Origin of the sequence: Sphaerisporangium flaviroseum (assembly GCF_039537005.1) — a bacterium.
GTDB classification, from domain to species: Bacteria; Actinomycetota; Actinomycetes; order Streptosporangiales; family Streptosporangiaceae; genus Sphaerisporangium; species Sphaerisporangium flaviroseum.
The window spans coordinates 355,141-370,823 of sequence record NZ_BAAAZR010000028.1; the positions used below are offsets into that span (position 1 = coordinate 355,141).

Annotated in this window: 12 protein-coding genes; 6 read left to right on the forward strand and 6 right to left on the reverse strand. The window is 70.1% G+C overall.

Features of this window, described 5'->3' with window-relative positions:
• Positions 1–68 precede the first annotated feature (68 nt).
• Both ABD810_RS29490 and ABD810_RS29495 read right to left on the reverse strand, forming a co-directional pair.
• Positions 69–1,625, reverse strand: coding sequence for a hypothetical protein (locus tag ABD810_RS29490; RefSeq protein WP_344947685.1), 1,557 nt, complete (start codon positions 1,623–1,625; stop codon positions 69–71).
• A gap of 135 nt (positions 1,626–1,760) precedes the next feature.
• Entirely contained in the window at positions 1,761–2,564 is an 804-nt protein-coding gene (locus tag ABD810_RS29495) for an ABC transporter ATP-binding protein (RefSeq protein WP_344947688.1), read from the reverse strand.
• Between the two features lie 74 nt (positions 2,565–2,638).
• Between ABD810_RS29495 and ABD810_RS29500 the strand changes: the two genes are divergently transcribed.
• The 3 genes from ABD810_RS29500 (at position 2,639) to ABD810_RS29510 (ending at position 5,504) form a co-directional block, all read left to right on the forward strand.
• Complete coding sequence (locus tag ABD810_RS29500; RefSeq protein WP_344947690.1) at positions 2,639–4,237, forward strand: acyl-CoA carboxylase subunit beta; 1,599 nt, start codon at positions 2,639–2,641, stop codon at positions 4,235–4,237.
• An 11-nt stretch (positions 4,238–4,248) separates the two neighbouring features.
• Entirely contained in the window at positions 4,249–4,452 is a 204-nt protein-coding gene (locus ABD810_RS29505; RefSeq protein WP_344947693.1) for an acyl-CoA carboxylase subunit epsilon, read from the forward strand.
• Positions 4,453–4,556: 104 nt separating this feature from the next.
• Positions 4,557–5,504: an NYN domain-containing protein gene (locus ABD810_RS29510; RefSeq protein ID WP_344947696.1), complete on the forward strand. Its 948-nt coding sequence runs from the start codon at positions 4,557–4,559 to the stop codon at positions 5,502–5,504.
• A 67-nt stretch (positions 5,505–5,571) separates the two neighbouring features.
• On the opposite strand, the gene ABD810_RS29515 is transcribed toward ABD810_RS29510, so the two are convergent.
• Positions 5,572–6,168 carry a TetR/AcrR family transcriptional regulator gene (locus ABD810_RS29515; RefSeq protein WP_344947699.1) on the reverse strand — a complete coding sequence of 199 codons (597 nt, stop codon included), beginning with the start codon at positions 6,166–6,168 and terminating at the stop codon, positions 5,572–5,574.
• A gap of 115 nt (positions 6,169–6,283) precedes the next feature.
• On the opposite strand from ABD810_RS29515, the gene ABD810_RS29520 reads away from it, so the two are divergent.
• The 3 genes from ABD810_RS29520 (at position 6,284) to ABD810_RS29530 (ending at position 9,470) form a co-directional block, all read left to right on the forward strand.
• Positions 6,284–6,943, forward strand: coding sequence for a class I SAM-dependent methyltransferase (locus tag ABD810_RS29520; protein WP_344947702.1), 660 nt, complete (start codon positions 6,284–6,286; stop codon positions 6,941–6,943).
• A gap of 123 nt (positions 6,944–7,066) precedes the next feature.
• Positions 7,067–8,845 (forward strand): DNA-3-methyladenine glycosylase 2 family protein, encoded by a 1,779-nt coding sequence (locus tag ABD810_RS29525; protein ID WP_344947704.1) that lies wholly within the window; start codon positions 7,067–7,069, stop codon positions 8,843–8,845.
• A 118-nt stretch (positions 8,846–8,963) separates the two neighbouring features.
• On the forward strand, positions 8,964–9,470 hold the full coding sequence (locus ABD810_RS29530; RefSeq protein ID WP_344947707.1) for a methylated-DNA--[protein]-cysteine S-methyltransferase: 507 nt from the start codon (positions 8,964–8,966) through the stop codon (positions 9,468–9,470).
• A 1,244-nt stretch (positions 9,471–10,714) separates the two neighbouring features.
• Here the strand turns inward: ABD810_RS29530 and ABD810_RS29535 are convergent.
• The 3 genes from ABD810_RS29535 to ABD810_RS29545 form a co-directional block, all read right to left on the reverse strand.
• Positions 10,715–11,653 carry a hypothetical protein gene (locus tag ABD810_RS29535; protein ID WP_344947710.1) on the reverse strand — a complete coding sequence of 313 codons (939 nt, stop codon included), beginning with the start codon at positions 11,651–11,653 and terminating at the stop codon, positions 10,715–10,717.
• A complete protein-coding gene (locus tag ABD810_RS29540; RefSeq protein WP_344947713.1) occupies positions 11,650–12,330 on the reverse strand; it encodes a hypothetical protein in 681 nt (226 codons plus the stop codon). Before ABD810_RS29540 ends, ABD810_RS29535 begins: the two co-directional genes overlap by 4 nt.
• A gap of 177 nt (positions 12,331–12,507) precedes the next feature.
• Positions 12,508–15,660, reverse strand: a complete 3,153-nt coding sequence (locus ABD810_RS29545) for a BTAD domain-containing putative transcriptional regulator (RefSeq protein ID WP_344947715.1) — start codon at positions 15,658–15,660, stop codon at positions 12,508–12,510.
• Between the last annotated feature and the right edge of the window lie 23 nt (positions 15,661–15,683).

Here is a 15,683-nt window from a genome sequence, read left to right on the forward strand (position 1 = left end):
TCTGCTCCACCGGCTGGATACCGGTCTCACGTAGTGGACTAGACCAATGTGATCGTAAGGAAAGCCGCTCAGGAGGGGCGGGAGACCGCGCCGAGGAGATCGGGCAGGCGGGCGTAGCCGATGGTGGCGGCGAGCCGCCGGCCCGCGAAGGAGACCGCAAGGCCGTACGGCACGGCCAGCAGCGCGACCCAGGTCAGCCCGAGGAACACCGGCAGCACGACCGGGAACGCGAGCATGCTCGTGCCGAGCATGGCGCCGAACGACCCGGCGAACGCCACCCCTCCCTGGCCGGGAGCCGCGCTCGTGAACGCGTTGATCCGCTCGGGGTAGGTGTAGGGCAGGATCACGCTGGTCACGGCCCCCACGCCCAGCGCGACCAGCAGCAGCCCGGCGGCGGTGAGCAGGGCGGGCAGGGCCCAGAGCAGGTGCCCGGCGAACAGCGCGGCGGCGACCGACAGCAGGGCCAGCAGCGGCACGGCGAGCAGGGAGACGGCGAGGTGCCGGCCCGCGAAGTCGGTGCGCAGGTCGCGGTCGGAGGAGTAGACGATGGCGTTCATCCACAGGGCGCGGCCGTCGATGCCGAAGGCGTTTGCCGCCTGGAGCCCGATCATCAGCGCGCCGATGCAGGCCGGGGCGACGACCAGCGCCGATCCTTCGAGGCCGTTCGGACCGCTGCTCAGGGAGAACATCAGCACTCCGGAGAAGCCGATGGCCGCCATCCACCCCATGCGGCCCCGGGGTTCACGGCGGACGTACTTGAGCTCCTTGGCCACGACGGCGCCGAGCGCGCCGCCCGGAAGGAGTCCGTCGAAGCGGCTTCGGCGTACCGAGCCGACCTGCGTGGAGGAGTCGGGCGTCACCATGGCCCTGCGCAGCGCCACGATCCACAGCCAGCCGAGGGCGAGCACCGCCAGGGCGACGACCACCACCTCGGCCAGTCCGATCAGCCCGCCGTCCGCGATGGCGTGCGCGGCCATCGCCGGCGGCCCCCACCGCACCACCGAGGCCACCCTGGTGAGCAACTCCCGGGGATCGCCGCCGGTGCCCTGGGTCAGGAGCAGGTTGGGCAGCTGGGTCAGGAGGATCACGAACACGACCCCCAAGGCCAGCAGGTCACGGCCACGGCGGGTGCGCAGCACGCCGGACAGCGACGTGGTGACGGCGCGCGTGGCGACCAGGCAGAGCGCGACCTGCAAGACGATGGCCACAAGTCCGATGAGCATCCCCGTGAGGCTCCGCGACAGCCCGACGACGGCACCGAGGAGGAAGAACAGCGAGGCGAGCGGCCACGGCCCGGTGGCGGAGGCGGCGAACATGCCGACGGCCATCTGCCGGGCGGACAGCGGGAACAGGGTCAGCCGGGCCGGATCGAGCGTCTCGTCGACGCCGAACACGAGCAGCGGGCCGATCACCCAGGTCAGCGTGAGCACGGTGAACAGGATCATGCCGGCGTCGAGGGCGACGTCGGCGGGGGCGAGCCGCAGCAGGCTCATCAACACCAGCCCGCCGATGGCCACCATGACCGCCGCGATCATCGTGAAGACGAAGCCGACCTGGCGCATGGTGTCGCCGCGCAGGTTGCCCGCGATCAGCCGCAGCTTCAGACGGACGAAGAGCCAGGCCACAACGGAGCCCTCTCATTCAAGTGGACGAAGAGCCGAACCACGACCGGTGGCCCTTCGACAGGTCCCTTCCCTTTTCCGGGGGAAACGACCATGTTTCCGAGGAAACGACCATGGCGGCGACAGGTCTCTTTCTCCTCACGCGGACCCCAGCCACGACAGGCCCTCGTCGCCGTTGCCGCGGACGCCGACCAGGTGGAGCAGGGCTTGGTTGAGCGTCTGGCCGCCGCGTACCTCGGCCAGGGTGCCCTGGGCGACGATGCGACCGTGGTTCATGACCGACACCCAGTCGCAGAGCCGCTCCACCAGCTCCATCACGTGGCTGGAGAAGACGACGGTGGAACCGGAGGCGGTGTAGCGCTGGAGGACCTCGACCAGCGTGTTGGCGCTGACCGGGTCGACGCCCTCGAACGGCTCGTCGAGGAAGAGCACCTTCGGGTTGTGCAGGAGCGCCGCCGCCAGGGCGATCTTCTTGCGCATGCCGGTGGAGTAGTCGACGACCAGCTTGTCGGCCGCGTCGGCGAGATCCATGACCTTCAGCAGTTCCTCGGCGCGCCTGGCGACCTCGTCCTTGGCGATGCCCCGGATCTGGCCGTTGTAGGAGAGCAGCTCACGCCCGGACAGCCGCTCGAAGAGCCGCAGTCCTTCGGGGAGCACGCCGATGTGGGCCTTGACCGCCACCGGGTGCCGCCATACGTCGACCCCGCCGACCTCCACCGAGCCCGCGTCGGGCATGAGCAGCCCGGTGATCATGCTGAGCGTGGTGGTCTTCCCCGCGCCGTTCGGCCCCACGAGGCCGGCGAAGCTGCCGCGTGGCACGACGAAGTCGACTCCGGAGACCGCCACCTGCTGGCCGAATCGCTTATAGAGGCCGCGCGTACGAACCGCTTCGGAGAAACCGACTGAGCGGGCCGAGGCGGCATCACTGGCGAAATCGGTCATGCCGTCACTCTAATGGCGGGTGCTATTCCGGTTCCGGGTGACCGGCGATCTGGAGGGCGAGCTAACCTACCGGCATGAGCGCTGAGCCCGTTCCACACCTCGACGGCATCGATCCGCACACCACCGCGGGCAAGATTGCTGACCTGGAGCGACGCCTCGACGAGGCCGTCCACGCCGGATCCTCCCGCGCGGTGGAGAAGCAGCACGCTCGGGGGAAGATGACCGCTCGCGAGCGGCTTGTCGCCTTCCTCGACGAAGATTCGCTCGTGGAGTTCGACGAGCTCGCCCGCCACCGGTCGACCAGTTTCGGCATGGAGAGCGAGCGGCCGTACGGCGACGGGGTCGTGACCGGCTACGGCACGGTCGCGGGCCGCCCGGTGGCGGTCTTCGCGCAGGACTTCACGGTCTTCGGCGGCTCTCTCGGCGAGGTCTTCGGCGAGAAGATCGTCAAGGTGATGGACCATGCCCTGAAGACCGGCTGCCCGGTGGTCGGCATCAACGACTCCGGCGGCGCTCGCATCCAGGAGGGCGTCGTCTCTCTCGGGCTCTACGCGGAGATCTTCAAGCGGAACGTCCACGCCTCGGGGGTGATCCCGCAGATCTCGCTGATCATGGGGCCGTGCGCCGGCGGCGCCGTGTACTCCCCCGCGCTCACCGACTTCGTGCTCATGGTGCGCGAGAAGTCGCACATGTTCATCACCGGTCCCGATGTGATCAAGACGGTCACCGGCGAGGAGGTGACGTTCGAGGAGCTCGGCGGCGCGCACACCCACAACTCCAAATCAGGCGTCGCCCACTACGAGGCGGCCGACGAGGCCGACTGCCTGGAGTTCGCCAAGGCGCTCCTGTCCTACCTGCCGTCCAACAACATGGACGAGGTGCCGGTCTTCGACTCCCCCGCCGACCTGGCCGTCAACGAGGCCGACCGTGAACTCGACACCCTGATCCCCGACTCGGCGAACCAGCCGTACAACATGCACCAGGTGATCGAGCACGTTCTCGACGACGGCGAATTCCTGGAGATCCACGCGGGGTTCGCGCCGAACATCGTCGTGGGGTTCGGCCGGGTGGAGGGCCATTCCGTGGGAGTGGTGGCCAACCAGCCGATGAGCTTCGCGGGCACGCTCGACATCGCCGCCTCCGAAAAGGCCGCGCGATTCGTCCGCACGTGCGATGCCTTTAACATTCCCGTCCTCACTTTCGTGGATGTACCCGGCTTCCTTCCGGGTACCGACCAGGAATGGAATGGGATCATCCGGCGCGGCGCCAAGCTGCTCTACGCGTACGCGGAAGCGACCGTGCCGCTGGTCACGGTGATCACCCGCAAGGCGTACGGCGGCGCGTACGACGTCATGGGGTCCAAGCACCTGGGTGCCGACATCAACCTGGCGTGGCCGACGGCGCAGATCGCGGTGATGGGCGCCCAGGGAGCGGTCAACATCCTCTACCGGCGCGAGCTGGCGACGGCCGCCGATCCCGACGCCGAGCGGGCGCGGCTGATCACCGACTACGAGGACACCCTGGCCAATCCCTACCTCGCGGCCGAGCGTGGATACGTCGACGCGGTGATCAGGCCCTCCGAGACGCGCATCAAGATCGTGCGGGCGCTGCGCGTGCTGCGCAACAAGCGCCAGACCCTGCCGGCGAAGAAACACGGCAACATTCCCCTGTAGGAGGCGCGCCCATGGATCAGCCCTATCTCACGATCATTCACGGCGACGCCACGGTGGAGGAGGTCGCCGCGCTGGTCATCGCAGTCGCCACAAGAGCGACAACCCCGGCCCAAACGGCTCCAAACCGCGAAAGGTGGCGTAACCCAGCACATCAGATGAGAAGGGCGTTCCCCACGGGTCCAGGAGCGTGGCGAGCAAGCTCACGGCCTCATTAGATCTTTGGAAGTGGGTGTCAAGCGCGCTAAGAGTTGGGACTATCTAGAAATGGGGGAATATAGTCAGCCGATCATCACCTAGGACCGAGGCCTGGAGGAGAAGCATGGCAATCCCGGACCTCACACCGCATCCCGTGGCGGCGAAATATGCCGTTCTCGTGGACGTGGGGTATCTCTACGCTGCGGCGGGCGAGGTCATCCTGGGTGCCAAGGAGCGCAAGGAATATCGCGTAGCCGCCGACGAGCTCATCCAGGCGCTCAAGAAGCACGCCATGGAACGCATCCCCGGCGAGCTGCTGCGGGTCTACTGGTACGACGCCGCCCGTGACCGGGTGCCGACCGTCGACCAGCGCGTGATCGCGCAGCTCCCGTGGGTCAAGGTGCGCCTCGGCAACCTCAACGCCCGAGGACAGCAGAAGGGCGTCGACGCCCAGATCCGCAGCGACCTGGAGGCCCTCGCCCGCCATCACGCGGTGAGCGACACCGTGCTGATCGCGGGAGACGAGGACATGGTCCCGGCGGTGGAGGCGGCCCAGACGTTCGGAGTGCGCATCCATCTGTGGGGCGTCGAGCCTCCCTACGGGACCAACCAGGCCGAGCGCCTGGTCTGGGAGTCCGACACCGTGGAGGAGCTGGGTGCCGACTTCCTGCGCCCGTACTTCAGCCGGGCCGCCCAGGTCGTGGCCGCCACCGCGCCCTCGCCGCCCTCGCCCGCCCAGGTCTTCGCCGGCCGCACCGCGCTCAGCGCCAAACCCGCCGTCAAGCATCCTGGCCAGGTCACCAAGCTGGGGCCGAGCCGCCCGAGGGTCGAGGAGGTCGGCGAGCACGTCGCGCAGAAGTGGATCCTCACCCGGGGCCGCGACAACATCCGCGACCTGCTCCCTGGCCCGCTCCTGCCGACGGTCATCGACACCGAGCTGCTGATCGAGGCGGAGAAGGAGCTCGGCCACTCGCTGCGCCCCTACCCCGAGGCCCGGGTCTGGCTCCGCGACGGCTTCTGGGCCCGGGTCTACCGCGAGTTCGATCTAGGAGTCGGCATTTCCACCAAGTGACCGTGGTCTGTGAGGTTCGAACCTCACCACCCGGACAGGATGCGCGGAACCGGACCGGTCCGAAGCCTCACCGTCCTCTGTGCGCGGCCAGCACCGCTTCCACGCCGGGTGTCACCACGGCGCGGAACGCCGCGTCCATCTCCGCCGGCGTGGCGGCGAGCTCCCCGTCCGCCCACTTGCGCATCAGTGCCATGAACGCGCCGACGGCGCAGGTCACCACCAGATCGAGCGAGGGCGGCGGGCGGCTTCCCTGAGGGAGTGCCGCCAGCAGTTCGCCACGGACGACGTCGGCCATGATCTGTTCTGCCCGCGCCATCACAGCGCTGCCCCCGCGCCGCCCGAGCAGCGCTCGTGCCAGGCGGCGCTGCTCATGGAGGTGCTCGAACATCGGCAGGCTGAAGGCGAAGAGCTTGTCCGGCTTGGCTGCCGGCACTAGGTGAAGCAGATCGGAAAGCTCGTCGAGGTTGCCGAACAGCACGTCCTGCTTGTCGGTGAAGTGCGCGTAGAAGGTCGAGCGGCCTACATCGGCGCGGTTGATCAGATCGGTGACGGTCACCGCGTCGTAGCCCTTCTCCAGGATCAGCTCCACCAATGCCTGATGGACGGCCCGCCGGGTGCGCCGCACCCGCCGGTCAGGACTCTCCCGGCTCGGGTTTCCGTACACCTTCACCACCTGTGTTCAGTACGGCACGGCTTGGCGCATCTGCCTGTTGACCTCCCACCTTAGCGAACGGACTATTTAGAACTGAACAGATTGTTCGGAGCAAGAAGGAGATGCCATGGGTATGAAGCTCCTGCACGGCCACTCCCGGCACAAGGACGGGGGCGGCACGATCGATCACCCACGTGCCTACGAGATCATGGCGGAAGTGGGTTTCGCCGGGCGCCGCCGCCGGGTCTTCACCCGCCTGGCGGCGTTGTCCGGCGCGGGGCCCGGCGATCAGGTTCTGGACGTCGGCTGCGGCACCGGGTACCTCACCCGGATACTGGCTTCTCTCGTGGGCACCGATGGGCGGGTGACCGGCGTCGACCCCTCGCATCCGATGCTCGACCACGCCCGCCGACGCGCACCTGGCAACTGCTCCTACCAGGTGGGTGAGGGACAGGCGCTGCCCTTCCCCAACGCCACCTTCGACGTCGTGGTCTCCAGCTTCGCCGTCCACCACATGCCCACCGCCGCCCGCGGCGGCGCCGTGCGGGAGATGTTCCGCGTACTGCGTCCGGGTGGACGGTTGCTGATCGCCGAGTTCCGCCCACCGGCCAACCCCCTCGCCGCCCGTCTCGTCGGCGTGCTGGCCGGGCCCGCCATGCGGCCGAGCATGCCGGACCTGCTCGCCGCCCTGGTACCTGACGCCGGTTTCCGCATCGAGGACACCGGTGAAGTGGGGCCGGTGCTCTACTACGTCAACGCCATCCGCCCCCTCGAAACCCGATCATGAAAGACCTCTGACCGGGGGCCCGGGCGGCGCCGTGCTGCTATCGACGTCGCCCGGAGAACGTCGGCGCTCCGAGGTCCGATTTCTGCCAGTGCAGGGGCGTGAGCACGGCATAACGTCGTACTTGTGACTCCACACCAGACCCTCGACTTCGACTCCTGTTACCGGGCCGTCAGCGCCCGGGACACCAGGTTCGACGGGCGGTTCTACACGGCCGTCACCTCGACCGGTATCTACTGCCGCCCCATCTGCCCCGCGCGCACCCCGGCCCGGAAGAACGTCCGCTTCTACCGGCACGCCGCGGCGGCGGAGGCGGCCGGATTCCGCCCGTGCCGTCGCTGCCGCCCGGAGCTGAGCCCGGGCGACCCCGGGTGGGACGTCCCCGCCGACCTCATCGGCCGGGCCCTGCGATTGATCGACGACGGCGTGGCGGACGAGTACGGCGTCGCGGGCCTGGCCGCCCGCCTGCACGTCACCGAACGCCACCTGCTGCGTCTGTTCACCACCCAGCTCGGCGCGGGACCCCTCGCGGTCGCGAGGACCCGCCGCCTCCTGCTCGCCAAGCAACTGCTGACCGAGACGGCTCTGCCGATCACCGACGTGGCCTTCGCCGCGGGATTCGGCAGCGTCCGCCAGTTCAACGCCAGCATGAAGGACGCCTACGGCTTCACCCCCGGCACCCTGCGCACCGCCTCAGGCGGCACCCTCGTCGCCCACGCGAACCGGACCCGGACACCCGGCGGCCCTGGCGAGACATCCGGCGGCGCCGGCGAGACATCCGGCGGCGCCGGCGAGACACCTGGCGGCGCCGGCGAGACGCCCGGCGGCCCCGGCGGTAACGACGCCGGCGTAGGCTCGGCGTCGCTGACGCTCCGGCTGAACTACCGCGCGCCCTACGACGCCCAGACGCTGCTCGGATTCCTCGCGGCCCGTGCGGTCCCCGGGGTCGAGGAGGCGAACCCGGCGCGGTACCGGCGGGCGGTGCCCGGCGGAGTGATCACACTGGTCCCCGCGGACGGCCACGTCAAGCTGTCGGTGACCCTGGCCGACACCCGCCACCTGGCCAGGATCGTCGCCCGCTGCCGCCGCCTGCTCGACCTGGACGCCGACCCGCAGGCCATCGCCACCGCCCTGGAAGCCACCTCGCTCCGCCCGTTGGTCACCAGCCGTCCTGGCCTGCGCGTGCCCGGCGCCTTCGACGGCTTCGAGCTGGCCGTACGCGCCGTGGTAGGCCAGCAGGTAACCGTCGCCGGAGCCCGAACCCTCCTGGGCCGCCTGGCCGCCCGCGCCGGCACCCCTTCCCGGCCACGGAACCACCTTCCGACCGGCCCAGACGACACCGGGCCGAAGGACGTCGGGCCGAAGGACGTCGGGCCAGAGGACGTCGGGCCGGAGGACGTCGGGCCGGAGCTCAACGGGCTGGGTGGCACCGGGCCTGAGGAGGACATCCGGCCGGACCACACCAGGCCGCGGGGCATCGCGCCGGAGCAGGACATCGGGCCGTACCTGCTGTTCCCGTCCGCCGAGCAACTGGCGGAGGCCGATCTGTCCGGGCTCGGGCTGACCGGGCAGCGGATCACCACGCTGAGGACGCTGGCCGAGCGGGTCGCCAACGGTGAGATCCAACTGGACGGCGGCGCGGACCCGGCCGAGACCACCGCGCGGCTGATGGCCGTACCCGGCATCGGCCCGTGGACCACCGGCTACGTCGTGATGCGCGCCCTGCGCGACCCGGACGCCTGGCCGGTCGGTGATCTCGGACTGAAGCGAGCCATGAAGGCACTCGACATTCCCGAAGCCGACATCGAACGGTGGCGCCCCTGGCGCGCCTACGCCGCTCTGTACCTCTGGAGCTCAGAAGCGGGCCTACCGACAACTGACACCAAGGCACCTCTCGATCGCTGACCAGCACCAAAGCACCGGATCGCTGACCAGTACGGAGAAACCGGCTGGACACGGACGACCACAGTAAGGAGAAGGGGCACCCGGCCTGGCGTGAGCCTCGCCTTTGCCCCGAAATGCCATGACTTCCACAATCAACGCCAAGATCATGCCCACCCCCACCGGTCCGCTGTCGTTGCTCGTCCATGACGGCGTCCTCGTCGCGGCGGGGTTCACCGCCGACCCCGGCGAGATGTTCGTACGGCTACCCGGCAGGCTGACCGCGCTTCCGCTCACGATCGTCGACGATCTCGGCAAGCCGGCACAGGCCGTACGGGACTACTTCGACGGCGACCTGTTCGCGCTCGACACCATCGAGGTGGACCAACCGGGAACACCGACCCGGCAGCGGCTGCTCGCGGCGCTGCGCGCGGTGCCGGCAGGCACGACGGTCAGCTACGCACAGCTCGCCGAACGGGCCGGACTGCCGAGGACGGCGGCACGTGCCGCCGGGTCGGCGTGCGCACAGAACCTCATCGCTCCGGTCGTCCCCTGCCACCGGGTCCTGCCGTCCGCAGGCGGCTTCGGCGGCTACTACTACGGCAGCCCCGTGAAGGAATGGCTGCTCAACCACGAAACCACCCGATAGGCGGCACGTTGCGGCCGTCGTGGGCGGTGAGGGGTCAAGGGCAGGCGGTGTCGTAAGCCGTCGGAGGGTCGGGTTTGAGGGTGTCAGGGATCACGGGCCTGTTGGCGAACGGTCTTCAGGCCCACCCGGCACCCATTTGACCGGGGCACCCGTGGCCACCCACCCGGGTCGGGACTCAGCGGACACGGTGCGGGTGGAGCCGGTGGGGGTCAGTCTGCGGCCGTCGACTCAGCGGACACGGTGCGGGTGGAACCTCAGACGGGTCAAGGGGAGGCGGTGTCGTAGACCGTCGGAGGCTGAAAACTGGGGTGCCAGAGATCGCGGGCCTATTGGCGAACGGTCTCTAGACCCACCCGGCACCCATTTGATCAGGGCACCCGTGGCCACCCACCCCGGGTGAAGACATCACGGACATGGTGCGGGTGAAGTCGGTGAGTGGCCCGGTTCGCGTTCTGCCTGATGCGAGACCGCAAGGAGTCCACCTTCAAGGCGTACGGGTCCGAGGTGATCAGCCCGCCGGCTGCGTCGGCTTGGCCGCCTGGTCGGCCGATCCGGCCTGCCCGCCGCAGAACACCTCCTTGACGAGCCTCTGCTGGGCCTTCTGGAACACCCGGCCTCTTCGAGGCGGCCATACGATGAGCGTGCAGCCTGACCTAAGGTAAAGGTCAACTCTGATCGTGACCATGAGCTGACCGGCGTCATCGGTGACTCTCACCCGGGTGGGCATCAAATGGGCACCCCGCCCAAATGGGTGCCGGGAGGGCCAACAACCTACAAACCCGCCAGCCCCCATCCCGCAAAACCCCGGCCCAGCCGATCCTCCTAGCCCCCAACCCAACCCACCACCGCCCGGCCCATCCCCACCCGCCCCTTCATCGGCGGTTCTCCACCCGAGCGGGTATCCCCGATAGGCCCCACCCAGCCCGTCATCAGAGGTTCTCCACCCGAGCGGGCAACCCCGATAGGCCCCACCCAGCCCGTCATCAGAGGTTCTCCACCTGGGTGGGCAACAACCGGGTACCCCGGCCAAACGGGTGCCGGGAGGGCAATGAACCCTACAAACCCGCAAGACCCCATCCCGCAAGTCCCCGGCCCAGCCGATTGCCCTCGCCCAGCCGGTTGCCATCGCCCAGCCGGTTGCCATCGCCCAGCCGGTTGCCATCGACCCAGCCGATTCCCAACAGCCCCCAGCCCAACCACCCCCCCGATGGAGTCCGAGGCCGATCTCCCAGCAGGATCCCCGGTCACTTGTCGCCGGTGCTCTTACGGACGGTGCTCTGGACCTCGCCGACGGTTATGTCCCTGACGGCCGTCGCCTGGACGGGCTGGAAGGCGAAGCCCACCCCGCCGTCGGCCGTCACCGGCCATTCGGTCGTCACGGTGAGCACGTACGCGTTGCGGCCCCGGTCGATCGACGCCCGCAAGTAACGCACGCCGCACCTGAACGTGCCGCCCTTCACGTAGGGGTGGCCCGTGGGACCGCAGTCCTGCTTGACCTCGGCCCGTTCGGCGGTCGTCCCCGACTTGATCGTGAGGGTGGTCAGCGTGGCCGTCACGGTGGCGGACATGACTCCGGGCAGTTCGGCCGTGACCGAGCGGGTGGTGTCGCCGACTCCGCTGAGCCACACCCAGGTCGGCAGGTTGACGTAGCTCTTCACGTCGGGGCTGAGCTCGATCGTCGGCTCGGGGACGGTGAGGGCGGCGCGGGCCAGCTGGTACAGCTCGGCGAGGGTGATGCCGCCCGGTGGAGTCTGGCCGGCGGGCACCCAGACCGCGCCCTGCAGGCCGGACCAGCATGACAGGCCGTCCGGGTCGCCGGCGTTGTACGCGGGGGTCCACCAGCGGCCGTCCTCGCCGACCTTGTCCTTGTACTGCTTCAGGAATGCGTCGAAGTCCTCCTCGGTGCCGGTCGGGTTGGTATGGAACCAGTAGGTGCGGACGTCCTCCTGGCGCTCCAGCATCTGGTCGGCGTTGTCGCCGGGCTCGTACCAGCAGGGACGCTGAACGCGGTAGCCGTCGCTCTTGGCGCCCAGGCCGTTGCCGCTCAGCACGATCTTGGAGTTGCGCAGCACCACCCCGCTCGTGCGGCCGTCCTGGAAGCCCTCACCGCGCGGGCCTCCGGGCTCGGGCGCCTGCGCGGTCATCAGCGAGGCGGCCAGAACGAAGGACAACAGAGATCTCATCGGCGGCACTCCTTCGCACGCTCGTGGGGGTAGGAGGCGTGCATGTAGGCCTTGACCCGCCAGACTCCGTCGTCGCCCTTGCGCACGGCCGCGACCTGCATGTACACCGAGGCGGGCTGCCGGGTCCAGGGAGGCTGGCTGGCGATGGGACGGCCGTCGTCGACCTCCGTGACGCGTACGCCCGACTCGTCGACGCAGGCGTTCACCTCGGCGCCGTCACCGGTGACCGACGCCACCCGCACCGCGTACACCTTGGCGAGCCCCGTGGCCGACTCCTGCCGGTTCACGAAGCCGCTGACCCAGGTGTAGGCTTCGCGGCCCGCCTGGTCCTCGACGCCGGCGAGGTAGGCGGTGTCCTTGCCCTGCGTGACGACCGCCTTCCACGACTCGACGTACCCGTCGGTGAACGCCTTGACCATGGCCTGCTGCGCGCTGTCGAGGCCCGCGGGCGACTCGATCGACACGGTCATGCCCGGCGCCACCTCGACGTTCTGGACCCCTGGCGTCGACAGGGCCTGCGGACGAGCCGAGGAGCCGGCGGCCGTGGAGGCGACGCCGTCCGCCGGGTTGAAGGGGCGCTCCGCGCCGGCGGCCGAGCACCCGGTGCCCAGCAGCGCGACGGCGGCCAGGACAGCCCGCATCCGCATGCCGATGACGCTAACCACGGGACGGGACATCGAACCACCGTTATGCGTGTATCGGCATGACTCGCGAGAATCTCTGGGACCCACGCGAACCATCGCTCTCACGTCCGCCGCCTTTCTGTCGCTTGTCGGATCGTCGCCTGTACCGGTCTGTTGCCGCTCGGATTGTCGTCTGTGCCGGACATCTCGGACGCCGGTTTCGGGGGTGGGTCACGCGGATGGCATCGAGTGCAGTCGCCATGTGGGCAGGAGCTCGTCGATGAGGGACTCGGTCTCCGGGGCCATCCCTCCGCCGTAGGGATGGGAGGAGGCCCGGCGGTGCAGCCCGTCGACGACCGCACGCAGCTTGAGCGGGTCTCCGGTGGCATGTGCCGCCCTCAGCAGGTCGCGCCAGAGCCCTTCGTCGTCGGCGGCGAGCAGCAGGCCGGCCCGTACCGCCGCCACGGCGGCCTCGGCGTCGCCGTGGGCCAGCCGCACCTCGCAGAGCCGGTGGGCGGCGTCCGCCACGCTCGCCGCCACCTCGTACTCCAGCTCGTCGGCCGCCAGCCACGCGTAACGCCCGCGTGGCCGGCCGTTGAGCAGCGGGCCGCGCACCAGCCCCAGCGCCTTGTCCAGCAGCACGGCCCGGGCGCTCGGGTCGTTGTGGGATCGCCGGACGAGCTCGCGGAAGAGCTGCCAGTCGGAACGCACCTCGGGACCCAGCCGGAGCCGGCCGGTGTCGTCGGTCCGCAGGTTGGGCCTGCCCTCGCTGTCGGTGCCCAGCCACTCGGCCACCCGGGCGATCGTGGCGTCGCGCACGACGGACTGCACGCCGCGTGGCCACAGGATGCCGCCGAGCACCACTGGATGCACGCCCGCCGGGTGGCTGGCGAGGTAGACGACCAGCTCGCACGCCAGCTCCGCCCTGCCCTCCTCCAGCGGCGGCACCGGCCCGATCTCGATGGGGCCGAGGATCCGCACGTTGATCGACGGGGTGGTGGTGAACTCGCGAGGCTCCTCGTCCTCGCGCACCGGCTCGCCCTCTTGGCGCTCGGCGGTGCGGAAGAGCTCGACCACGGCGTCGAAGTGCCGCCGGGGCAGCAACTGCGCCGCGACCGTGACGCCGAGCGCCTCCACCTTCGCCTTGCCCTCCTCGGTGATCTCCCACGTCCACGTGGCGTGGGGGACCTCGCCCGCGATGACGTACCCGGCCGCCATGCGGGTGCCCGCGCGGCCGAGCCTGGCCAGCCGGCCGGCCTCATCGGTGTCCGGCCCGATCGCGGACAGCAGGAAGTGCGGGGGCCAGACGGGGTCGGCGGCGCGGCCCTGGACACGGCCGGTCAGCACCTGCGTCCCCGAGGCGGCCAGCTCCTCCGCCCTGGCCTCCAGCTCGGGCAACGCCTCGGCGAGGCTGCCCACCACCCGGACGCGGTGGGGGGCGATCGTCGTCAGGTGGGCGCCGAAACCCACCAGCGTCACCCGCATCTGGTCGGACCAGCGGTTGGTCGCCAGCTCGACCGCGAGGGCGGCCAGGGCGTCGCGCACGCGGTGCCCGGTGATGGCGATCACGCCGTGTGCCGCCTCCAGATCGATCAGCACCCGGCCCGACTCGGTGACCCCGAGCGAGACCAGACCGGGGTACGGGGCGGGCGCGTCGGCCAGCGCGTGCTCGTCGATGCCCCGGCCCTCGTGGGCGAGCAGCCGCCAGGTGCGGCCACCGTCGTGCGACTCCCAGGGCTCGGGCGCGTCCTGCTCCGGCGGGTGGATCCACAGGTCGAGCCCGCGCGCGGACAAATGCACGGCGTAGATCGTCGGGGGAACGCGGCCCTGTTCGGCCAGGAGCTTGCCGAGCAGGCGCAGCCCGTTGTCCAGCATGCGGCTGCCCGGAGCGTCGGAGCCGAGACGGAGCGCCACCTCCGCGCCGGCGGCGTCGCCCCTCGGCCGGGGAATCCGGTGACCGAACGCGCGGTGCCAGAGTTGCTCGCGGCGCCGCCGCCCGAGGGCCGCGAGCAGGCCTGCCGCGGCCAGGGATCCGCCGGCCAGGTAATCGACGAGGTCAAGGCCACCGCCCTGGTCCTGCTTCTCGGTCTTCTGCTGCCTTTCCGGCCATTCGATCTTTCCGGTCTTCTGCGGTTTGTCCGCGGTCTTTCCGGAAGGGGAAACGGTCGCGTGCGGAGCCTTGGGAATGGCGGAAACGGAGGGCATCTTCGGGACGGCGGGAAGATGATAGGTGCGCTGGGGCAGCGCGGGCTGTGGCGGCACGACAGCGGTGTCGCCGGGTTTCGCGGTCTCGCCCTGAGCCGCCTCAGCGTCCTCGCGGGACCGGCCCTCGCCGTCACCCGTGGACCCATCCTGGCCGGACCCGCTCACACCCTGCTCGCCCTGGCCTGACTCGTCGACGCCCTTGCCGGACTTGCCGACGCCCTGGCTCGACTTGTCGGCACCCTGGCCGACCTTGCTCACGCCCTGACCGGACTTGCTCACGCCCTGCTTGCCCTGTCCGGGCCGGGCCTCACTCTTGTCCGCGTCCGGCAGGACGAACTGGGTGCGGCCGTCCATCTCGACGGGTGTGCCCGGATGGCGCTTGAGCGTCGTCTCCCGCCGCTCGTCGACGGGGACAACATGGACGTTCCTAGCATCGTCCGGCATGTCGAGCACCCAGCCGGGCTTGATGAGGTCGGCCATCTGCAGGCGGGTGCCGTCCGGCTGCGCCTTGTGCTGGTTGAGCCGGTAGATCTCGGGATAGCGCCGCCCGTCGCCGAGGCACTTGTCGGCGATCTCCCAGAGGCTCTCGTGGTGGCGCCCGTGCGGAGGCTGGACGACGTACACCTTCTTCACCTGGCGGACCATGTCGAGAGAGGCCTGCTCCGTGGGAACGGGGGCGGTGAGGGCCGCCGCCACCACCGAGGGCCGGACCGGCGGCGCGCCGGAGCCGATGCCCGCGATCGGAATCGCCACGGCGGAGACGGTGAACAGCATCAAGGCGGTGGAGACGAGCCGGTTGGCCAGAGCCTGCGGCCCCCCGGACAGCGGGACGCGTGCGGGCATGCCGATCCGGCGGATCCCGGAGTACACCTCGACGACCACGCAGATGACCAGCTGGAACCAGGTGAGCCACACGAGCAGGATCAGGACCGCCACGGCCGTGGTGGTGCTGACCTGCCGGGTCAGCAGGTCTCCGTTGAGCAGCGCTTCGGGCAGCGGCGGGCCCGCGAGGCGCAGGAGGGCATAGGGGACGCCACCCATGAGCGCGGCCAGGGCGATGAGCGCGCCGATGCCGGCGATCACGTCGCCGGCCGTCCGTCGCGGCCGGATGCGCCGAGGTGGCGCCGCCGAAGCGATCCCGGATGACAGGCGCGGCGGGGGCCTGCGTGGCGTGGTCATCGCTCTCCCTCCTTCGTCTCCGC